We start from the raw sequence: 16,890 nt of genomic DNA, 5'->3' as shown, positions 1-16,890 counted from the left end.
CCTTCGAGGACGAGGGGCTCGGGGGCGGAGCTCCGCCACGAACCCCCGGTCGCCGATAGGCTCGGGCCATGGGTAACCCGGCGCATCCCCTCCCGACCCCGTCCACCCAGGCCGGCCGCGAAGGCCTGGCCGCACTCCTCGCCCGCCCCTCCCGCGCGGTCGTCGCGCTCGACTTCGACGGCACGCTCGCCGACATCGTCCCGGACCCGGAACAGTCCCGCGCCCACCCCGCCGTCGTCCCGGCCCTCTCCGCGCTGGCGCCCCAGGTCGCCGCCGTCGCCGTGATCACCGGTCGCCCGGCCGACACCGCCGTGCGGTACGGCGGCTTCGCCGGGGCGCCGGGCCTGGACCACCTCGTCGTCCTCGGGCACTACGGCGCCGAACGCTGGGACGCGGCCACCGCCACCGTGCGCGCCCCCGCCCCGGACCCCGGCGTGGAAGCCGTCCGGGCGGAGCTCCCCGCAGTGCTGGAGGAGGCGGGTACCGGCACGGACAGCGGCATCTGGGTCGAGGAGAAGGGCGGCCGCGCTCTCGCCGTGCACACCCGCCGTGCCGCCGACCCGCAGGCCGCCTTCGAGGCCCTGCGCGCCCCGCTGATCGGCCTCGCCGCCCGTCATGGTCTGATCGTCGAACCGGGCCGTCTCGTCCTGGAGTTGCGCCCACCGGGCATGGACAAGGGCGTGGCGCTGGAGGAGTACGTGGAGGAGACCGGCGCCGAGGCGGTGCTGTACGCCGGCGACGACCTCGGCGACCTGGCCGCGTACGCCGCCGTGGAGAAGCTCCGCACCCGGGGCACCGCCGGGCTGCTGGTGTGCAGCGGCACCGAGGTCCCCGAACTCGCCGAGCGCGCCGATCTGTCGCTGCCGGGCCCGGCGGCGGTGGCGGAGCTGCTCCACTCGCTGGCCCGGCAGATCAACCGGAGCTAACCCCGCAGCGCTTCCAGCTGGTCCAGGAACCACTGCTGCGGCGGCAGCGCGGTCGCGGCGGCGGCCAGGCGCTTCGAGCGCGCCTCCCGCTCACCGGGGTCCATCGTGAGCGCCTCGTGCAGTGCCGCCGCCGTGGCCGACACGTCGTACGGGTTGACCACGATCGCGTGCTCGCCCAGCTCCTCGTACGCACCGGCCTCCCGGGAGAGCACCAGGGCGCAGCCGTGGTCCGAGACGACCGGGACCTCCTTGGCGACCAGGTTCATGCCGTCGCGGATGGGGTTGACCAGGGCCACGTCCGCCAGCCGGTACGCCGCCAGGGAGCGGGCGAAGTCGTCGTCGACGTGGAGCAGGACCGGGGTCCAGTCCTCCGTGCCGTAGTCCGCGTTGACGGCGTCGGCGACCCGCTGGACCTCCGCCGTGTAGTCGCGGTAGACCGAGAGGTCCTGCCGCGAGGGGTAGGCGAACGCGACGTGGACCACGCGCTCGCGCCACTCGGGGCGCTCCTCCAGCAGTGCCCGGTAGGCGTGCAGTCCGCGGACGATGTTCTTGGAGAGCTCCGTGCGGTCCACCCGCACGATCGTGCGGCGGTCCGCTCCCACCTGCTCCCGCAGGATCTCCATGCGCGCGTCGACGTCCGCCTCGCGGGAGCGGCGGCGCAGGAAGTCCGCGTCGGCGCCCAGCCCGTGCACCCCGATCCGGGTGTGGCCGGTGCCACCGAGGACTTCCGTGCAGCAGCCGATGAAGGCGTCCGCCCATCGACGGGTCAGGAACGCGGCGCGGTCTGCGCCCAGGATGCCCTTGAGCAGTTGCTCGCCGATGTCGTCGGGCAGCAGCCGGAAGTAGTCGACGGGCGCCCAGGGGGTGTGCGAGAAGTGCCCGATCCGCAGGTCGGGACGGAGTTCGCGCAGTATGCCGGGGACCAGCGAGAGGTGGTAGTCCTGCACCAGGACCGCGGCACCCTCCCCCGCCTCCTCGGCGAGTGCCTCCGCGAAGGCCTGGTTGTACGCCTCGTAGGAGGCCCACTGCCGGCGGAACTCCGCGTCGAACACGGGCTCCAGCGGCGTCTGGTAGATCATGTGGTGGACGAACCAGAGCACCGAATTCGCGATGCCGTTGTACGCGTCGGCGTGGACCCGTGCGTCGATGTCGAGCATCCGGACGCCGGACTCGGACACCCCGCGCCGGACCGCCTCGCGGTCGCCGTCGCTGAGGGCGGCGCACACCCACAGCTTGTCGTCGACCGCGCTCAGGCCGGAGACGAGTCCGCCCCCGCCCCGCTTCGCGTCGAGCGTGCCGTCCTCCCGCAGGGCGTACGACACCGGGCCGCGGTTGGACGCGACGAGGACCTGGGCGGAGTGCTCGGAGACCATGTACCCGAACCTAGCCCGTCAGGGAAGGCTCCAAACGTGAGGTGACTGCGGAGACTGCGCGTGAGGAATCGTTACGCCGCGTTTCGTGACGCGTACTCCGCGATGTCCCGCATCGGCGGTCGTTCCTCGGTGTCCACCGCATGGGTGCGGGGCACGAAGCCGTCGGGGCCCCGCTCGAACTGGGTGATCTCGGGACGTACGAGCGCTCCACGGGAGAGCCGCAGCTGCGCGGTGCGGTAGATCGTGGCAGCCATCCGGCCGAGGGCCTGGCCGTCCTGGTGGCGGTGTCTGCGGACGCCGACGTCGACCTGTGCCAGCGCGTCCAGGCCGACCGTGTGCAGTGCGTCGACGAGGAGACCCAGCTCCACTCCGTAGCCGACCGGGAAGGGGAGCCGCTCCAGCAGGGAGCGCCGTGCCGCGTATTCACCGCCCAGCGGCTGAACGAAACCGGCCAGTCGCGGCCAGTGCAGATTGAGTAGCGGGCGGGCCACGAGCTCGGTCACCCGGCCGCCCTGGCCTGCGGTTTCGCCCAGCGGTCGGTCGTACATGGCCTTGACGAAATGCACCGAGGGGTCGGTCAGCAGCGGGCCGACGGTTCCGGACACGAAGTCCGCGGAGAAGTCCTTGAGGTCCGCGTCGACGAAGCAGACGATCTCCCCGCTGGTCACCAGGAGTGATCGCCACAGGACCTCGCCCTTGCCGGGGAGGGCGGGGATCCGGGGCAGGATCGCGTCCCGGTGCACGACCCGGGCGCCGGCCCGTCTCGCCTCCTCGGCGGTGGCGTCGGTGGATCCGGAGTCGATCACCACCAGCTCGTCGACGAGCTGGACCTTCTCCATCAGCTCGCGCCGGATCTCAGCGACGATCGCGCCGACCGTCGCCTCCTCGTTCAGCGCCGGCAGCACGACGCTCACGCGCGAGCGGTGCGGATCTCTCAGCCGTGCGGCCGTGAGCCGGTCGAGCGGGCGGTCGGCAGCTGACCAGGAACGCCTGGTCAGCCAGCGTTCCACCTCTTCCAGCACGGTCGATACTCCCTGTATGTGATCCATCTCGCGGTTCGGACGACTATCTCAACCGTCCGGTGCTTCGGTTACAGTCTTGAACAACGCGGATGACCCTCGTATGTCGGGGTCGGTCCGCGAATAAACGCCCGGATCCATGGTCCGGTGCCACAGCGCTCATCCAGAGGGACTGAGGGAACGGCCCGTTGAAGTCCCGGCAACCCTCCTGCCGACCGCGAGGTCACGGTGGGGAAGGTGCCAATTCCGTCTTGTGGCGAAATACGTCGCAAGGAAGATGAGGAGAAAGGGCCTCCGCCATCATGGCCGTGCAGACAGTTGCACCGAACACCAATTCTTCCCCCGTGGACCTCGGTCCCGCCGTGGCGCTCTCCTGCCGCGAATGCGGCGAGCGTTTCGAGCTGGGCCCCCTTTTCGCCTGCGCGTCCTGTTTCGGGCCGCTCGAAGTGGCGTACGACCTGCCGAGCGGCTCCCCCGAAGAGCTGAAGAAGCGCATCGCCGAGGGGCCGAACAACATCTGGCGCTATGCGCCGCTGCTGCCGGTCCCCTCCGATGTCGCGGACAAGCCCAACATCAACCCCGGTTTCACGAAGCTGGTCAAGGCCGACAACCTCGCCCGTGAGCTGGGCGTGACCGGCGGGCTGTACGTCAAGGACGACTCCGGCAACCCGACGCACTCCTTCAAGGACCGTGTGGTCGCCATCGCCGTCGAGGCCGCCCGCGCCTTCGGATTCACCACTCTCTCCTGCTCCTCCACCGGCAACCTCGCCGGTGCGGTGGGTGCCGCCGCGGCCCGCGCAGGCTTCCGCTCGTGTGTGTTCATCCCGCACGACCTGGAGCAGGGCAAGGTCGTCATGGCTGCGGTGTACGGCGGCGAGCTGGTCGGTATCGAGGGCAATTACGACGACGTCAACCGCTTCTGCTCGGAGCTCATCGGCGACCCGCTCGGTGAGGGCTGGGGCTTCGTCAACGTCAACCTGCGGCCGTACTACGGCGAGGGCTCCAAGACCCTGGCGTACGAGATCTGCGAGCAGCTCGGCTGGCAGCTGCCCGACCAGCTCGTCATCCCGATCGCGTCCGGCTCGCAGCTCACGAAGATCGACAAGGGCCTGCAGGAGCTGATCAAGCTCGGTCTCGTCGAGGACAAGCCGTACAAGATCTTCGGTGCCCAGGCCGAGGGCTGCTCCCCGGTCTCCACGGCCTTCAAGGCCGGCCACGACGTCGTGCGCCCGCAGAAGCCGAACACCATCGCCAAGTCCCTGGCAATCGGTAACCCGGCCGACGGCCCGTACGTCCTGGACATCGCCCGTCGCACCGGTGGTGCCGTGGAGGACGTCAACGACGAGCAGGTCGTCGACGCGATCAAGCTGCTGGCCCGTACCGAGGGCATCTTCGCCGAGACGGCGGGCGGGGTGACGGTCGGCGTGACGAAGAAGCTGATCGACGCCGGTCTGCTCGATCCGACGCTGACCACCGTCGTCCTGAACACCGGCGACGGGCTGAAGACGCTCGACGCGGTCGCCCCGACGACCGGCCTGTCGGCGACGATCCGGCCCAGCCTGGACGCGTTCCGCGACGCCGGCCTCGCCGCCGCCAACTGACCACCCGAGAGACCGAGGAAGGCACCCACATGAGCGTCAAGGTCCGTATCCCCACCATCCTCCGCACCTACACGGGCGGTCAGGCCGAGGTCCCGGCCGAGGGCGCGACCCTCTCCGAGGTCCTCGCGTCCCTGGAGCAGAACCACCCGGGCATCGGCGCCCGCGTCCTGGACGACCAGGGCAAGCTGCGCCGCTTCGTCAACGTGTACGTCAACGACGACGACGTGCGTTTCGAGGGGGGCCTGGACGCGGCGACACCGGACGGCGCCGGCGTCTCGATCATCCCGGCCGTCGCCGGAGGCTGACCGAGGCCCAGGCGCCCGATCGGCTGACCGACCGCACGGTGTCAAGCGGAATGGCCTCCCCCGCGGAGAAGCGGAGGGGGCCATTCTGTATGGTTGAGCACGGTAGAGTTGGGGAAGTCCCCGCAGCTGCCCGCGCCGCCCGCATATGAGAATGCGCCCGGCCGCGACAAGAAGCAGCCAAAGTACGCGAGCCCTATGTGGCATAAGTGGCCTTTGTCGGGCCCGACTTGCCCTGGATTCTTACACATTCCCCCCATGTGCGCTGTCACGTGTGCCCGGATTTCTCGTCCGATTGACCTGTTGCAGAGGGCAGTTGGACAGATACATTCGGCCGCGGTCGACGCGTTCCGGCGCACGCCACCCTCTCCTGTCGGAGGGTGAGTTCTGACCCGGGTCCGCGAAGTGCGGTCCCGTGTAAGGGCCAGTAATAGGGGAGTTAGGCATGGCTCAGGGCACCGTCAAGTGGTTCAACGCGGAGAAGGGGTACGGCTTCATCGCGGTCGACGGTGGTGCGGATGTTTTCGTCCACTACAGCGCGATCCAGATGGACGGGTACCGCACCCTCGAAGAGGGTCAGCGAGTTGAATTCGAGATCTCGCAGGGCCAGAAGGGGCCGCAGGCGGACATGGTCAAGCTCGCCGTCGGCTGAGCTCGGCGCGGTCGGCCAACGACGCTACTCACGCACGCGGGGCCCGTACCTCCCACCAGGGGTACGGGCCTCACGTGCGTCCTTTTCCGCCCTCGGGCCGCCTGCATCCCGAGGGGGACGCCTGCTCCCACCCGTCGCCCGACCACCGCGCCCCCAGCGAGCCTTCTTCGAAGGCGCTTGCACTCTATGGGGTCGAGTGCTAATCATTGGGCGTTAGCACTCTCGAGGTGAGAGTGACAGAAACTTGGACCGGGCCGGTGAGGCCCGCAGGCTCAGTGGGGCAAGGAACCACTGAGCACGCTGGCCGTCCGTCGCGGGCGCCACTCGGTCCGGAGAAATCCTTCCCCAAGCTCTCAACTGCGTTCGAGCAGGGGAGACCCCATTAGTCCGGGAGGACCACTTCACATGGCCAAGATCATCGCGTTCGACGAGGAGGCACGGCGCGGTCTCGAGCGCGGGATGAACCAGCTCGCCGACGCCGTCAAGGTCACCCTCGGCCCCAAGGGCCGTAACGTCGTCCTCGAGAAGAAGTGGGGCGCGCCCACGATCACCAACGATGGTGTTTCCATCGCCAAGGAGATCGAGCTCGAGGACCCGTACGAGAAGATCGGTGCGGAGCTGGTCAAGGAGGTCGCCAAGAAGACGGACGACGTCGCCGGCGACGGTACGACCACCGCCACCGTTCTCGCTCAGGCTCTCGTCCGCGAGGGTCTGCGCAACGTCGCCGCGGGTGCCAACCCGATGGCTCTGAAGCGTGGCATCGAGAAGGCCGTCGAGGCCGTCTCCGCCGCTCTGCTGGAGCAGGCGAAGGACGTGGAGACCAAGGAGCAGATCGCTTCGACCGCCTCCATCTCCGCTGCTGACACCGAGATCGGCGCCAAGATCGCCGAGGCTATGGACAAGGTCGGCAAGGAAGGCGTCATCACCGTCGAGGAGTCCCAGACCTTCGGTCTGGAGCTCGAGCTCACCGAGGGTATGCGCTTCGACAAGGGCTACATCTCGGCGTACTTCGCCACCGACATGGAGCGTATGGAGTCGTCGTTCGACGACCCGTACATCCTGATCGTCAACTCCAAGATCAGCAACGTGAAGGACCTCCTTCCGCTGCTCGAGAAGGTCATGCAGTCGGGTAAGCCGCTGCTGATCATCGCGGAGGACGTCGAGGGCGAGGCCCTGTCGACGCTGGTCGTCAACAAGATCCGTGGCACCTTCAAGTCCGTCGCCGTCAAGGCTCCGGGCTTCGGTGACCGCCGCAAGGCCATGCTCGGCGACATCGCCATCCTCACCGGTGGCACCGTCATCTCCGAGGAGGTCGGTCTCAAGCTGGAGAACGCCGGCCTGGACCTGCTCGGCACCGCCCGCAAGGTCGTCATCACCAAGGACGAGACGACGATCGTCGACGGTGGCGGTGACAGCGACCAGGTCCAGGGCCGCGTCAAGCAGATCCGTGCCGAGATCGAGAACTCCGACTCGGACTACGACCGCGAGAAGCTCCAGGAGCGCCTCGCGAAGCTGGCCGGCGGCGTGGCCGTCATCAAGGCCGGCGCCGCCACCGAGGTGGAGCTCAAGGAGCGCAAGCACCGCATCGAGGACGCGGTGCGCAACGCCAAGGCCGCCGTCGAGGAGGGCATCGTCGCCGGTGGTGGCGTGGCTCTGCTCCAGGCCTCGGCCGTCTTCGAGAAGCTCGACCTGACCGGTGACGAGGCCACGGGCGCCAACGCCGTGAAGCTCGCGCTGGAGGCCCCGCTCAAGCAGATCGCCGTCAACGGTGGTCTCGAGGGCGGCGTCATCGTCGAGAAGGTGCGCAACCTGCCGATCGGTCACGGCCTCAACGCCGCGACCGGCGAGTACGTCGACATGATCGCCGAGGGCATCATCGACCCGGCGAAGGTCACGCGCTCCGCTCTGCAGAACGCCGCGTCCATCGCCGCGCTCTTCCTCACCACCGAGGCCGTCATCGCCGACAAGCCGGAGAAGGCCTCTGCGGCTGCTCCGGGCGGCATGCCGGGCGGTGACATGGACTTCTGATCCTCGGATCAGCAGCTCCACGCAGCATCAGCTGCACCCGTAGTACCTGTACGACGCCGGCCCCCGGGATTCTTCCCGGGGGCCGGCGTCGTTCCGTGCGGCCGGTTCAGGACCGGTCTCCGCCCGACGGGCCGAACCAGGCCCGGGGAAGTCCCGCAATCCCTGGTGGAGCAGCGCATGTGCATCGCAAGGCGGGAGGGACGTGCGCATACGGGATGGATCCGGGCGTATGAGCAAGACGGCGAGGTGCCGTAGCTGTCGCTGTGCGCCCGCCATGGGCTACGGGACAGCCCCTGCCCGCGCCCAGGCCGTCCGTCCCGCACCCGCCCTCTCACAACCTGAGCCCGGAGCACCTCACCCGGAGCCTTTCCCGTCAAGACCTGAACGCATGCGCCCTTGCACTACGCCCAACTGCCTTCTGTGTCAGCTCTCTTGACACTTACGTTTCAAAAGTTTTACTTTCCTTGGCACCTGAGAGCGCTCTCAAGAGCTCTCCGCCCCCCATGACGAGGTGCTGCCCATGCAAGCCTCCTTCTCCAGACCAGCAGCGGCGACGGTTCTGGCCATCGCCCTGGCCGCCGTGGGCCTGGGCCCTGCCGCCTCCCCGGCGGCAGCCGCCACCATCCCCGCAGGGTCCGGCAGCTACACCGACAGTCGCCCCGCCGGTACTTCCGGCCCCACCACCGACACCGGCGCCCCCGTCACGCCCAAGCTCACGGCTGCGGCGAAGGACAAGCCGGTCCCCACCAACGACTGGTGGTCCTCGCTCGCCTACCAGCGCTACGGTGGCAACCCGTACTCCACCCCGATGTACGGGCACCCGCTGACCTATCAGGCGACCTCCGGCGGACTGGAGGTCGGCTATCCGACGACGCCCGCGGTCGTCGGCGACGGCCGCCAGTACGAGTACGCCCACAAGGCCGACCTCACCGTCGGCCTCAACGGCTTGAACAGCCCGGACACCAAGGCCGACGCCTGGTCCGACTGGACGGTCACCCCCTACTGGTCGGACGGCACCCGCACCCTGCGCACGACCATCGGGCACGGTATGCCCTTCGTGTACGCCAAGGGCTCCGGTGGTGACGCCCGCATCACCACGGCCGGCACACCCACCGTCTTCGCGGACAACGGCAACGTCCTCGGCATCACGGTCGCCGGCCACCACTACGCGCTCTTCGCCCCGACCGGCAGCGACTGGAACGTCTCCGGCACGGCGATCACCGCGGGCCTCGGCGGCAAGGACTACTTCTCGCTCGCCGTGCTGCCGTCCACGGACGCGCTCGCGACCTACCGGAAGTACGCCTTCAGCTTCGTCACCGGATCCAAGGTGGCCTGGGAGTCCACCGGCGGCACGGTCAAGGCGACCTACAGCCTGACCACGGAGGCCGAGGAGGGCACCGAACGCGGCACGCTCCAGGCCCTGTACCGCCACCAGTGGCTGCACACCACGGACGCGCTCACGCCGTACACCTACGTCTCCCCGCGCGGCACGATGAAGGTCCGGGAGTCCGCGTCCTTCACCACCAGCCAGAAGAACCAGGGCGTGCTGCCCGCCCTGCCCGCGTCGAGCGGGGTCGACAAGGCGCGGCTGACCGGCTATCTGAACGAGGTGGCGAACGCCTCCGACCCGTTCTCCGGGGCCAGTGACACGTACTGGACCGGCAAGGCGCTCGGCCGCCTCGCCCAGCTCGTGCCCGTCGCCGACCAGATCGGCCAGACCGGCATCAGGGACAAGCTGCTCGGCCTGATGAAGGGCCGCCTGCAGGAGTGGTTCACGGCGGGCGGCGCGGCTGAGTTCAGCTATGACAAGGACTGGAAGACGCTGACCGGCTACCCGGCCTCGTACGGCAGCGACACCGAGCTCAACGACCACCACTTCCACTACAGCTACTACGTCTACGCGGCGGCGATCGTCGCCCAGTACGACCAGGCGTGGGCCGCCGACTCCGCCTGGGGCACCATGGTCAAGACCCTGGTGCGGGACACCGCCAACCCCAGTCGCACGGACACCGCGTACCCGTTCCTGCGCGGCTTCGACGTGTACGCGGGCCACAGCTGGGCCTCCGGCCACCAGGGCTTCGCGGCGGGCAACAACCAGGAGTCCTCGTCGGAGTCCATCAACCTCAGCGCGGGACTCGTCCTGTGGGGCGCCGCGACGGGTGACACCACGCTGCGCGACCTCGGCAGCTACCTGCTGACCACCGAGTCGGAAGCGATCACGCAGTACTGGTTCGACGCCGACCAGCAGGTCTTCCCGGGCTCGTTCGGGCACGACACGGTCGGCATGGTGTGGGGCAGCGGCGGCGCGTACTCCACCTGGTGGACCGCGAACCCCGAGGAGATCCACGGCATCAACGTCCTTCCCGTCACCGGCGGGTCCCTGCACCTGGCCCGCGAGAAGGCCGCCATCAAGCGGAACATCGCCGAGATGGAGCGGGAGAACGGCGGACCGGCCGTCGAATGGCGCGACCTCCTGTGGGAGTTCGAGTCGCTGGCCGATCCGGCGGCGGCCAAGGCCAAGTGGGACGCGGGCAACGCGGGCTACACCCCGGAGCAGGGTGAGTCCAAGGCGCACACGTATCACTGGGTCAGCACGCTCGACAGCCTGGGCGCGCCCGACCTGACCATCAGCGGGAACATCCCGACGTCGGCGGTCTTCACCAAGAACGGCGTCCGGACGTACAGCGCCCACAACCACGGCTCCACCGCCCGCACCGTCACCTTCTCCGACGGCGCGACCCTCTCGGTGCCGGCCCGTTCCACGGCCACCGGCACGGGTACCGGCGGCGGAGACCCCGACCCGGACCCCGAGGAGCCGGGTCCGTCCACCGGCAACACCTTCCGGCTGAAGTCCGGCGGCACCCTCACCACCGCCACGGACGGCGCGGCGGGAGCCGACACGCTGGCCTCGGCCGACGGCGTCAACCGGGACGGTACGCCGTACAAGGCGACGGTCTACGAGATCAAGAAGGTCGACGGGACGCTCGCGGCGGGCGCGTCCACCGCCTTCCGCCTGCGGGTCGACGCGGGTACGAAGGTGGGTCTCGCCCCGCAGGTCAGGGTCAGCTACGACCTCACCGGCGACGGCACCTTCGACCGGACCGAGACCTTCCGTTACTTCGCGACCGACCCGGTCACGGGGTGGGAGGAGTACACCCAGGCCGTGGGCACGACTGCGGTGACCGGAAGCCTGGGCCATCTCAAGGGCGGCACGGTCCGTCTGGAGGTCTGGAACGCGCTGGGCAACGGCACCTCCCAGGTGCAGACCGGCACGGACGCTGCGGTCGTGAAGATCCCGTACGTCTAGACGTCTCCGTCGTGGCGGGCTCCGGGCCTCACGGTCCGGGGCCCGCCATATCTGTCATGACCCTGGCGGAATGCGGAAGCAACCTCCACCATGTGAGTGGGAGCGCTCCCATGCGCCGTGGTGTCCGCTCCCCGTGCTTACCGCATCTGTCGACGAAAGGTCTACCGGTGAATGCCTCACCACTCTCCGCACGGCCCGTGCGCGCCCGCCCCCGGCACGGTAGACGCGTGTCCGGGATGACAACCGCAGCCTTACTGTTCGCGGCGGCGCTGGCGGTGCCCGGCACGGCCGGTGCCCAGGAAGCCGAACCCGGCCCCGAGCAGATCTCCAACGGCGACTTCGCCGCCGGTACCGCCCCCTGGTGGTGGACGGCGAACGCGCCGGCGGCCGTGTCGGACGGCCGGCTGTGCGCCGAGGTGCCCGCCGGTACAGCCAACGCCTGGGACGTCATCGTCGGCCAGAACGACGTCCCGATCGCCGCGGGCGAGAGCTACGAGCTGTCCTACACGGCGAGTTCGTCTGTGCCCCTGACCGTCCAGACCCGGGTCCAGGAGGCGGTCGAGCCGTACACGACGGTGCTCGCCACCGCGGACCCGGTGGGTACGGAGGTCACACAGGTGACGCGTACGTTCACCGCCTCGGTGGACCTGCCGGCCGCGTCGGTGCAGTTGCAGATCGGCGGCGGTGAGCGGGCGACGACCTTCTGTCTGGACGACGTGTCGCTGCGAGGCGGGGCCGAACCGCCCGTGTACGTACCGGACACCGGGTCGCCCGTCCGCGTCAATCAGGTCGGCTACCTGCCCCGCGGCCCCAAGAACGGCACCGTGGTCACCGACGCCGACGCGCCGCTGACATGGACGGTGAAGGCCGAGGACGGCTCGACGGCCGCCACCGGCAGGACCGTGCCTCAGGGCGAGGACCCCAGCTCGCTCCAGCGGGTCCACACCTTCGACTTCGGCGGCCTCACCACGGCGGGCGACGGCTACACCGTCGAGGTCGACGGCGAGGTGAGCGAGCCGTTCTCGATACGCGGCGACCTGTACGACGGGCTGCGCTCCGACGCGCTGGCGTACTTCTACCACAACCGCAGCGGCACCCCGATCGACGCGGACCTCGTCGGTGAGGAGTACGCGCGCCCGGCCGGCCACATCGGTGTCGCGCCCAACAAGGGCGACAAGGACGTCCCCTGCCAGCCCGGGGTCTGCGACTACCGGCTGGACGTGTCGGGCGGCTGGTACGACGCGGGTGACCACGGCAAGTACGTGGTCAACGGCGGTATCTCCGTGGCCCAGCTGATGTCCACGTACGAGCGCACCCTGACCGCCCCGAACGCCGAGTCGGCAGAGCTCGGCGACGGTGAGCTGCGGGTGCCCGAACGCGACAACGGGGTGCCGGACATCCTGGACGAGGCGCGCTGGGAGATGGACTTCCTGATCAGGATGCAGGTCCCGGCCGGCGAGCCGCTGGCGGGGATGGCGCATCACAAGATGCACGACGCCGAGTGGACCGGGCTGCCGATGAAGCCGCATCTCGACCCGCAGCAGCGCGAGTTGCATCCCCCGTCGACGGCCGCCACGCTGAACCTCGCCGCCTCGGCCGCCCAGTGCGCCCGGCTCTACGCCCCCTTCGACGAGGCCTTCGCGGACCGCTGCCTGCGGGCCGCCGAGACGGCGTGGGGCGCGGCGAAGCAGCACCCGGACGTGCTCGCCGACCCGAACGACGGCACCGGCGGCGGCGCGTACAGCGACAACGACGTCTCGGACGAGTTCTACTGGGCCGCCGCCGAGCTGTTCACCACGACGGGCAAGGACGCCTACCGGCAGGCGGTGCTCTCCTCGCGCCTGCACGGTGACGCGGACGCGGTCTTCCCGGCGGGCGGAGGCATCTCCTGGGGTTCGACCGCCGGACTCGGGGTGCTCACCCTGGCCACCGTGCCCAGCGCCCTGACCGCCGACCAGCTGACCGGAGTGCGCGCCGTGGTGACCACGGGCGCCGACCGCTACGCCGCGCAGTCCCGCGAGCAGGCGTACGGGCTGCCGTACGCGCCGAACGGCGAGGACTACGTCTGGGGTTCGAACAGCCAGGTGCTCAACAACATGGTGGTCCTGGCCACGGCCCACGACCTGACCGGTGAGGCCGCCTACCAGGACGCCGTGCTGCGGGGCGCCGACTACCTGCTCGGCCGCAACCCCCTGAACCAGTCGTACGTCACCGGCTACGGCGAGCGGGACTCCCGCAACCAGCACCACCGCTTCTGGGCGCACCAGAACGATTCCGCCCTGCCGAACCCGGCCCCCGGTTCGATCGCGGGCGGACCCAACCTCACCGCGATCGCCTCCGGCGACCCGGTGGCGGTGGAGAAGCTGACCGGTTGCGCCCCGGCCATGTGCTACATCGACGACATCGGCTCCTGGGCGACCAACGAGATCACCGTCAACTGGAACGCGCCGCTGGTCTTCATCACCTCCTACCTGGACGACGCGGGCGAGGGCGGGCAGGCCGCACCGGCCCGCACGTGCGAGGTCGCGTACTCCTCGCACCCGTGGAACAGCGGCTCGACGGTGACGGTCCGCGTCGAGAACACCGGCTCGGAACCGGTCTCGCCGTGGTCGCTGACCTGGCTGATGCCCGGTGAGCAGCGGCTGAGTCACACATGGAGTGCGGAGTTCGCCCAGTACGGGCGCACGGTCAGTGCCGGGCCGCTGTCGTGGAACCGGACCCTCGCGCCGGGTGCGGCGGTCGACTTCGGCTTCAACAGCTCGGCCACGGGCCCGTCGGCAAAACCGGGTGCGTTCAAGCTGAACGGCCGGGCCTGCGCCTCGGGCTGACCCGGCGTACGCGTCCTACGGGCCCGGGCGCGGTCGTCCTTCGCGGGATGCCGCACCCGGGCCCGTGCCGTGCGCGCGGCACCGGTGTGCGCCTCAGCGCCGACGCCGTACGCCCCGGGCGTGTTCGGTCCGCTCCGACCGGGGGACGAGCCCGGCCCGGACCGCTGCCACTCGCTGCCGTACGTCCTCGGTGGGTACGGCGCCGGGAGGGCCCGCAGCGGCGTACTCGGCCTCGCCCCGGCAGTGTGCGCAGGTGTTCCCGCACCGACGGGGATTGTCCGGTGTGCGGCACGCTGGAGCGTCACCGCGTTCCGTGGTGAGTCGGCCACAAGCGGTCGATCAGGCAGGTGGGAGAGGGGGTGGGTGGGATGAGACCCGCCATACCATTCCCTGGAAGGAGCGCCCGGAGCCCGCGGCTCGAGCCCCGGGGTCAACTCGTGGGGGGCGTGTCCCCGATCGGATGGTGTCCGCCGTGCGGTCGGGCGTGGCGCGGCACGACATCGCCACGATGGCCGGTGACGGCGCCCTGACCAGCACGTCCAGAGGCAGGGGCACTCGCATGCCGTCGACCGATCCGAGCGGGAGCGACCATGGCGAACGAGCTGAAGTACGGCGACAAGATCCACCTGCAGAACGGCTACAACAGCTGGGCGGGCGGCTACCTGGACACCAACGGCCACAGCAGTGACTCCGGCGGCAAGTACGCCGTCTCGACCGCCGAGTCCCCCACCCGCGGGGAGGGGACCGGCACCTGGGAGATCCTCTCGCCGACCGGCAAGGCCACCGGTGCCCCGATCGTCAGCGGTGACGTCATCCAGCTGCGCAACCTCTACGGCGGTGACGGCGGGTACCTCGACACCAACGGCCACGCCTCCGCGGACCAGCGCAACGCGGGCGCCAAGTACAACGTCTCCACGTCCAAGGACCGGGACCGCTCGCCCGGCTCCGGCACAGGCCGCTGGCGCATCACCGCACGCCGGTCCACGCCCGCCGACGGGAGCATCCGCCCCGGCGACGTCATCCACCTGTGGAACCTCTACGCCGACAACGGCGGCTTCCTGGAGACCAACGGCCAAGGCCCCGGCGGCGGCAAGTACGACGTCTGCACCAACGCCTACTCCAACCGCGCGCAGGACGTGGCCGACTGGAAGGCCCAGCGTCCGTAACCCGTGCGGCAGCTCGCCCGGCTCATTCTCCGGCCTCGTGGATTCGCCGGAGGTCCAGCCGGGCGGGCGGCGGCAGCGCGGCAGCCGGCTCGGCTCGGAAGGCCTGGAGCAGATAGGCGGCCAGGCGCCGGGACGCGGCAGCCGCCTCCCCGCCCGAGCCGACCATCACGCCGCAGTTGGCGAGCAGCAGCAGGGTGATGTCGCTCATGTCGAAGTCCTGGCGCAACCCGCCCGCGTCCTTGGCCCGTCGGACCAGCAGCGCAAGGCGTTCCTCGGCACGGGTGCGTTCCAGCGCGAAGTCCGTCTGGTCGGGGAACGCCGTGAGGAACGCCTGCGTGAATCCTCGGTCCACCGCCTGCATCTGGCAGACCTTCTCGATCACGGTGCAGAAGCCGCGCCAGGGGTCCGGGTCGGTCAGCCCTTCGTCCAGCACGGAGACGCAGTGGCTGAGCTCCTCCGCGAACGCCTCCGTCACGAGTGAGGCACGGGTGGGGAACCGCCGGTAGAGCGTGGCGACCCCGACCTTCGCCCGGCGGGCGATCGCCGCGATGGGCACGTCGATTCCGTGGAGGGCGTACGCCTCGCGGGCCGCGGTGAGGATGCGCTCGCGATTCTCCCGGGCGTCGGCGCGGAGGGCCTGGGGGGGTTTCCGATAGGACTGAGCAGGCATGTTTCTCACTTCGTTCCAAATGGAGGGTGCCGTCCACTTACCCGGTTAGCGTGGGACGTATGGACGATATGCGCGCAGCGCTCTACGACCGTTACGGCCCTCCCGAGGTGCTGTACGAGGGCAGGGTTCCCGTGCCGGAGCTCCAGCGGGGCGAGGTGCTTGTCCGCGTTCACGCGGCGAGTGTCAACGGCGGTGAGCTGTACGGACGAGCCGGACGCGTCCGGCTCGTGACGGGCCGCCGCTTCCCCCTGCGTACAGGGATGGACTTCGCGGGCGAGATCGCCCGGGTCGACGGTTCGGTGAAGGGGCTGCACGAGGGTGACCGGGTGTGGGGGCTCCTGGGGCGGAGGTTCGGCAGTGCCGCCGAGTACGTCGCGGTCCGGCCGCGCCAGCTCTCGTACGCCCCCGAGAACATCGGGCTCGTCGAGGCCGCGTCCCTGCCGGCCGGGACGACCGCCATCACCGCGCTGGAGACCACGGCGCGGCTGAAGGCGGGGGAGCGGCTGCTGGTGCGGGGCGGTGCGGGCGGGATCGGCAGCATCGCCGTACAGCTCGGCAAGGCGCTGGGCGCGCAGGTGACCGCGCTGGCCGGCGGGAAGAACCTCGACTTCGTCCGGGAGCTGGGGGCGGACGAGGCCTACAGCTATACGACGACGGGCCCGGGCGACCTGGGTTCCTTCGACGTCGTCCTGGACACGGTCGGCACCGAACACCGGTCCTTCCGGCGGCTGCTGGCCCCCGGAGGACGTATGGTCTCCATCGCCTTCGACATCGACCACCCGGCCGCGAGCCTCTCCTATCTGCTCGCTTCCACGGTCCACGGCTCCCGCCGGGTCCGCTTCTTCAGCGGCAACCCCAAGCATGACCTTCTCGCCCAGCTGGCCCGCTATGTGGAGAGCGGCGCGATACGCCCCGTGGTGGACACCGTCCACCCGCTCTCCGGCATCGCCGTGGCGCACCGGGCGCTGGAGGCGGGAGGCGTACGCGGGAAGCACGTGATCCAGGTGGTCTGAGACGC

General features: G+C 70.0%; 12 protein-coding genes and 1 riboswitch. Of the genes, 9 read left to right on the top strand and 3 right to left on the bottom strand.

Going from position 1 to position 16,890, the window contains the following annotated elements; all coding sequences use genetic code 11:
- Positions 1 to 68: 68 nt before the first annotated feature.
- Positions 69 to 926: a trehalose-phosphatase gene (gene otsB, locus ACWD04_RS09175; protein WP_451129711.1), complete on the top strand. Its 858-nt coding sequence runs from the start codon at positions 69 to 71 to the stop codon at positions 924 to 926.
- On the opposite strand, the gene ACWD04_RS09170 is transcribed toward otsB, so the two are convergent.
- Together ACWD04_RS09170 and ACWD04_RS09165 are read right to left on the bottom strand one after the other, a co-directional pair.
- Positions 923 to 2,299, bottom strand: coding sequence for an alpha,alpha-trehalose-phosphate synthase (UDP-forming) (locus ACWD04_RS09170; RefSeq protein WP_451129709.1), 1,377 nt, complete (start codon positions 2,297 to 2,299; stop codon positions 923 to 925). The two genes, otsB and ACWD04_RS09170, sit on opposite strands and share 4 nt — an antisense overlap.
- Before the next feature lie 71 nt (positions 2,300 to 2,370).
- Positions 2,371 to 3,321: a glucosyl-3-phosphoglycerate synthase gene (locus ACWD04_RS09165; protein WP_451130007.1), complete on the bottom strand. Its 951-nt coding sequence runs from the start codon at positions 3,319 to 3,321 to the stop codon at positions 2,371 to 2,373.
- A 153-nt stretch (positions 3,322 to 3,474) separates the two neighbouring features.
- A riboswitch (SAM riboswitch) is annotated at positions 3,475 to 3,602 on the top strand.
- Positions 3,603 to 3,620: 18 nt separating this feature from the next.
- Here ACWD04_RS09165 and thrC point away from each other — a divergent pair.
- The 7 genes from thrC to ACWD04_RS09130 all read left to right on the top strand — a co-directional run bounded on the left by thrC (position 3,621) and on the right by ACWD04_RS09130 (position 15,202).
- A complete protein-coding gene (gene thrC / locus ACWD04_RS09160) occupies positions 3,621 to 4,919 on the top strand; it encodes a threonine synthase (protein WP_451129707.1) in 1,299 nt (432 codons plus the stop codon).
- Between the two features lie 29 nt (positions 4,920 to 4,948).
- Positions 4,949 to 5,224, top strand: a complete 276-nt coding sequence (locus tag ACWD04_RS09155; RefSeq protein WP_359465597.1) for a MoaD/ThiS family protein — start codon at positions 4,949 to 4,951, stop codon at positions 5,222 to 5,224.
- Between the two features lie 442 nt (positions 5,225 to 5,666).
- Complete coding sequence (locus ACWD04_RS09150) at positions 5,667 to 5,873, top strand: cold-shock protein (RefSeq protein ID WP_003967346.1); 207 nt, start codon at positions 5,667 to 5,669, stop codon at positions 5,871 to 5,873.
- Positions 5,874 to 6,278: 405 nt separating this feature from the next.
- Positions 6,279 to 7,901 carry a chaperonin GroEL gene (gene groL / locus ACWD04_RS09145; RefSeq protein ID WP_359465595.1) on the top strand — a complete coding sequence of 541 codons (1,623 nt, stop codon included), beginning with the start codon at positions 6,279 to 6,281 and terminating at the stop codon, positions 7,899 to 7,901.
- Positions 7,902 to 8,421: 520 nt separating this feature from the next.
- Positions 8,422 to 11,208, top strand: a complete 2,787-nt coding sequence (locus ACWD04_RS09140; RefSeq protein WP_451129704.1) for a glycosyl hydrolase — start codon at positions 8,422 to 8,424, stop codon at positions 11,206 to 11,208.
- Positions 11,209 to 11,444: 236 nt separating this feature from the next.
- The gene (locus ACWD04_RS09135) at positions 11,445 to 14,036 is read left to right on the top strand and encodes a glycoside hydrolase family 9 protein (protein WP_451130005.1); all 2,592 of its coding nucleotides are present in this window, start codon (positions 11,445 to 11,447) and stop codon (positions 14,034 to 14,036) included.
- Between the two features lie 590 nt (positions 14,037 to 14,626).
- On the top strand, positions 14,627 to 15,202 hold the full coding sequence (locus ACWD04_RS09130) for a hypothetical protein (protein ID WP_451129702.1): 576 nt from the start codon (positions 14,627 to 14,629) through the stop codon (positions 15,200 to 15,202).
- A 22-nt stretch (positions 15,203 to 15,224) separates the two neighbouring features.
- Here the strand turns inward: ACWD04_RS09130 and ACWD04_RS09125 are convergent, their stop codons facing one another.
- The gene (locus ACWD04_RS09125) at positions 15,225 to 15,872 is read right to left on the bottom strand and encodes a TetR/AcrR family transcriptional regulator (protein WP_451129700.1); all 648 of its coding nucleotides are present in this window, start codon (positions 15,870 to 15,872) and stop codon (positions 15,225 to 15,227) included.
- 59 nt (positions 15,873 to 15,931) lie between these two features.
- On the opposite strand from ACWD04_RS09125, the gene ACWD04_RS09120 reads away from it, so the two are divergent.
- A complete protein-coding gene (locus ACWD04_RS09120) occupies positions 15,932 to 16,885 on the top strand; it encodes an NAD(P)-dependent alcohol dehydrogenase (RefSeq protein ID WP_451129698.1) in 954 nt (317 codons plus the stop codon).
- Positions 16,886 to 16,890: the final 5 nt, after the last annotated feature.

The organism is Streptomyces sp. NPDC002911 (assembly GCF_053591835.1).
The sequence above is the reverse complement of the archived record's forward strand: the minus strand, read 5'-3'. Positions and strand labels throughout refer to the sequence as shown.

Excerpts from the sequence above, each read along its gene's own strand:
- ACWD04_RS09140 (WP_451129704.1), top strand. The coding sequence starts at position 8,422 with ATGCAAGCCTCCTTCTCCAGACCAGCAGCGGCGACGGTTCTGGCCATC.
- groL (WP_359465595.1), top strand. The coding sequence starts at position 6,279 with ATGGCCAAGATCATCGCGTTCGACGAGGAGGCACGGCGCGGTCTCGAG.
- ACWD04_RS09125 (WP_451129700.1), bottom strand. The coding sequence starts at position 15,872 with ATGCCTGCTCAGTCCTATCGGAAACCCCCCCAGGCCCTCCGCGCCGAC.
- otsB (WP_451129711.1), top strand. The coding sequence starts at position 69 with ATGGGTAACCCGGCGCATCCCCTCCCGACCCCGTCCACCCAGGCCGGC.
- ACWD04_RS09135 (WP_451130005.1), top strand. The coding sequence starts at position 11,445 with ATGACAACCGCAGCCTTACTGTTCGCGGCGGCGCTGGCGGTGCCCGGC.
- ACWD04_RS09150 (WP_003967346.1), top strand. The coding sequence starts at position 5,667 with ATGGCTCAGGGCACCGTCAAGTGGTTCAACGCGGAGAAGGGGTACGGC.
- ACWD04_RS09120 (WP_451129698.1), top strand. The coding sequence starts at position 15,932 with ATGGACGATATGCGCGCAGCGCTCTACGACCGTTACGGCCCTCCCGAG.
- thrC (WP_451129707.1), top strand. The coding sequence starts at position 3,621 with ATGGCCGTGCAGACAGTTGCACCGAACACCAATTCTTCCCCCGTGGAC.
- ACWD04_RS09130 (WP_451129702.1), top strand. The coding sequence starts at position 14,627 with ATGGCGAACGAGCTGAAGTACGGCGACAAGATCCACCTGCAGAACGGC.
- ACWD04_RS09155 (WP_359465597.1), top strand. The coding sequence starts at position 4,949 with ATGAGCGTCAAGGTCCGTATCCCCACCATCCTCCGCACCTACACGGGC.
- ACWD04_RS09170 (WP_451129709.1), bottom strand. The coding sequence starts at position 2,299 with ATGGTCTCCGAGCACTCCGCCCAGGTCCTCGTCGCGTCCAACCGCGGC.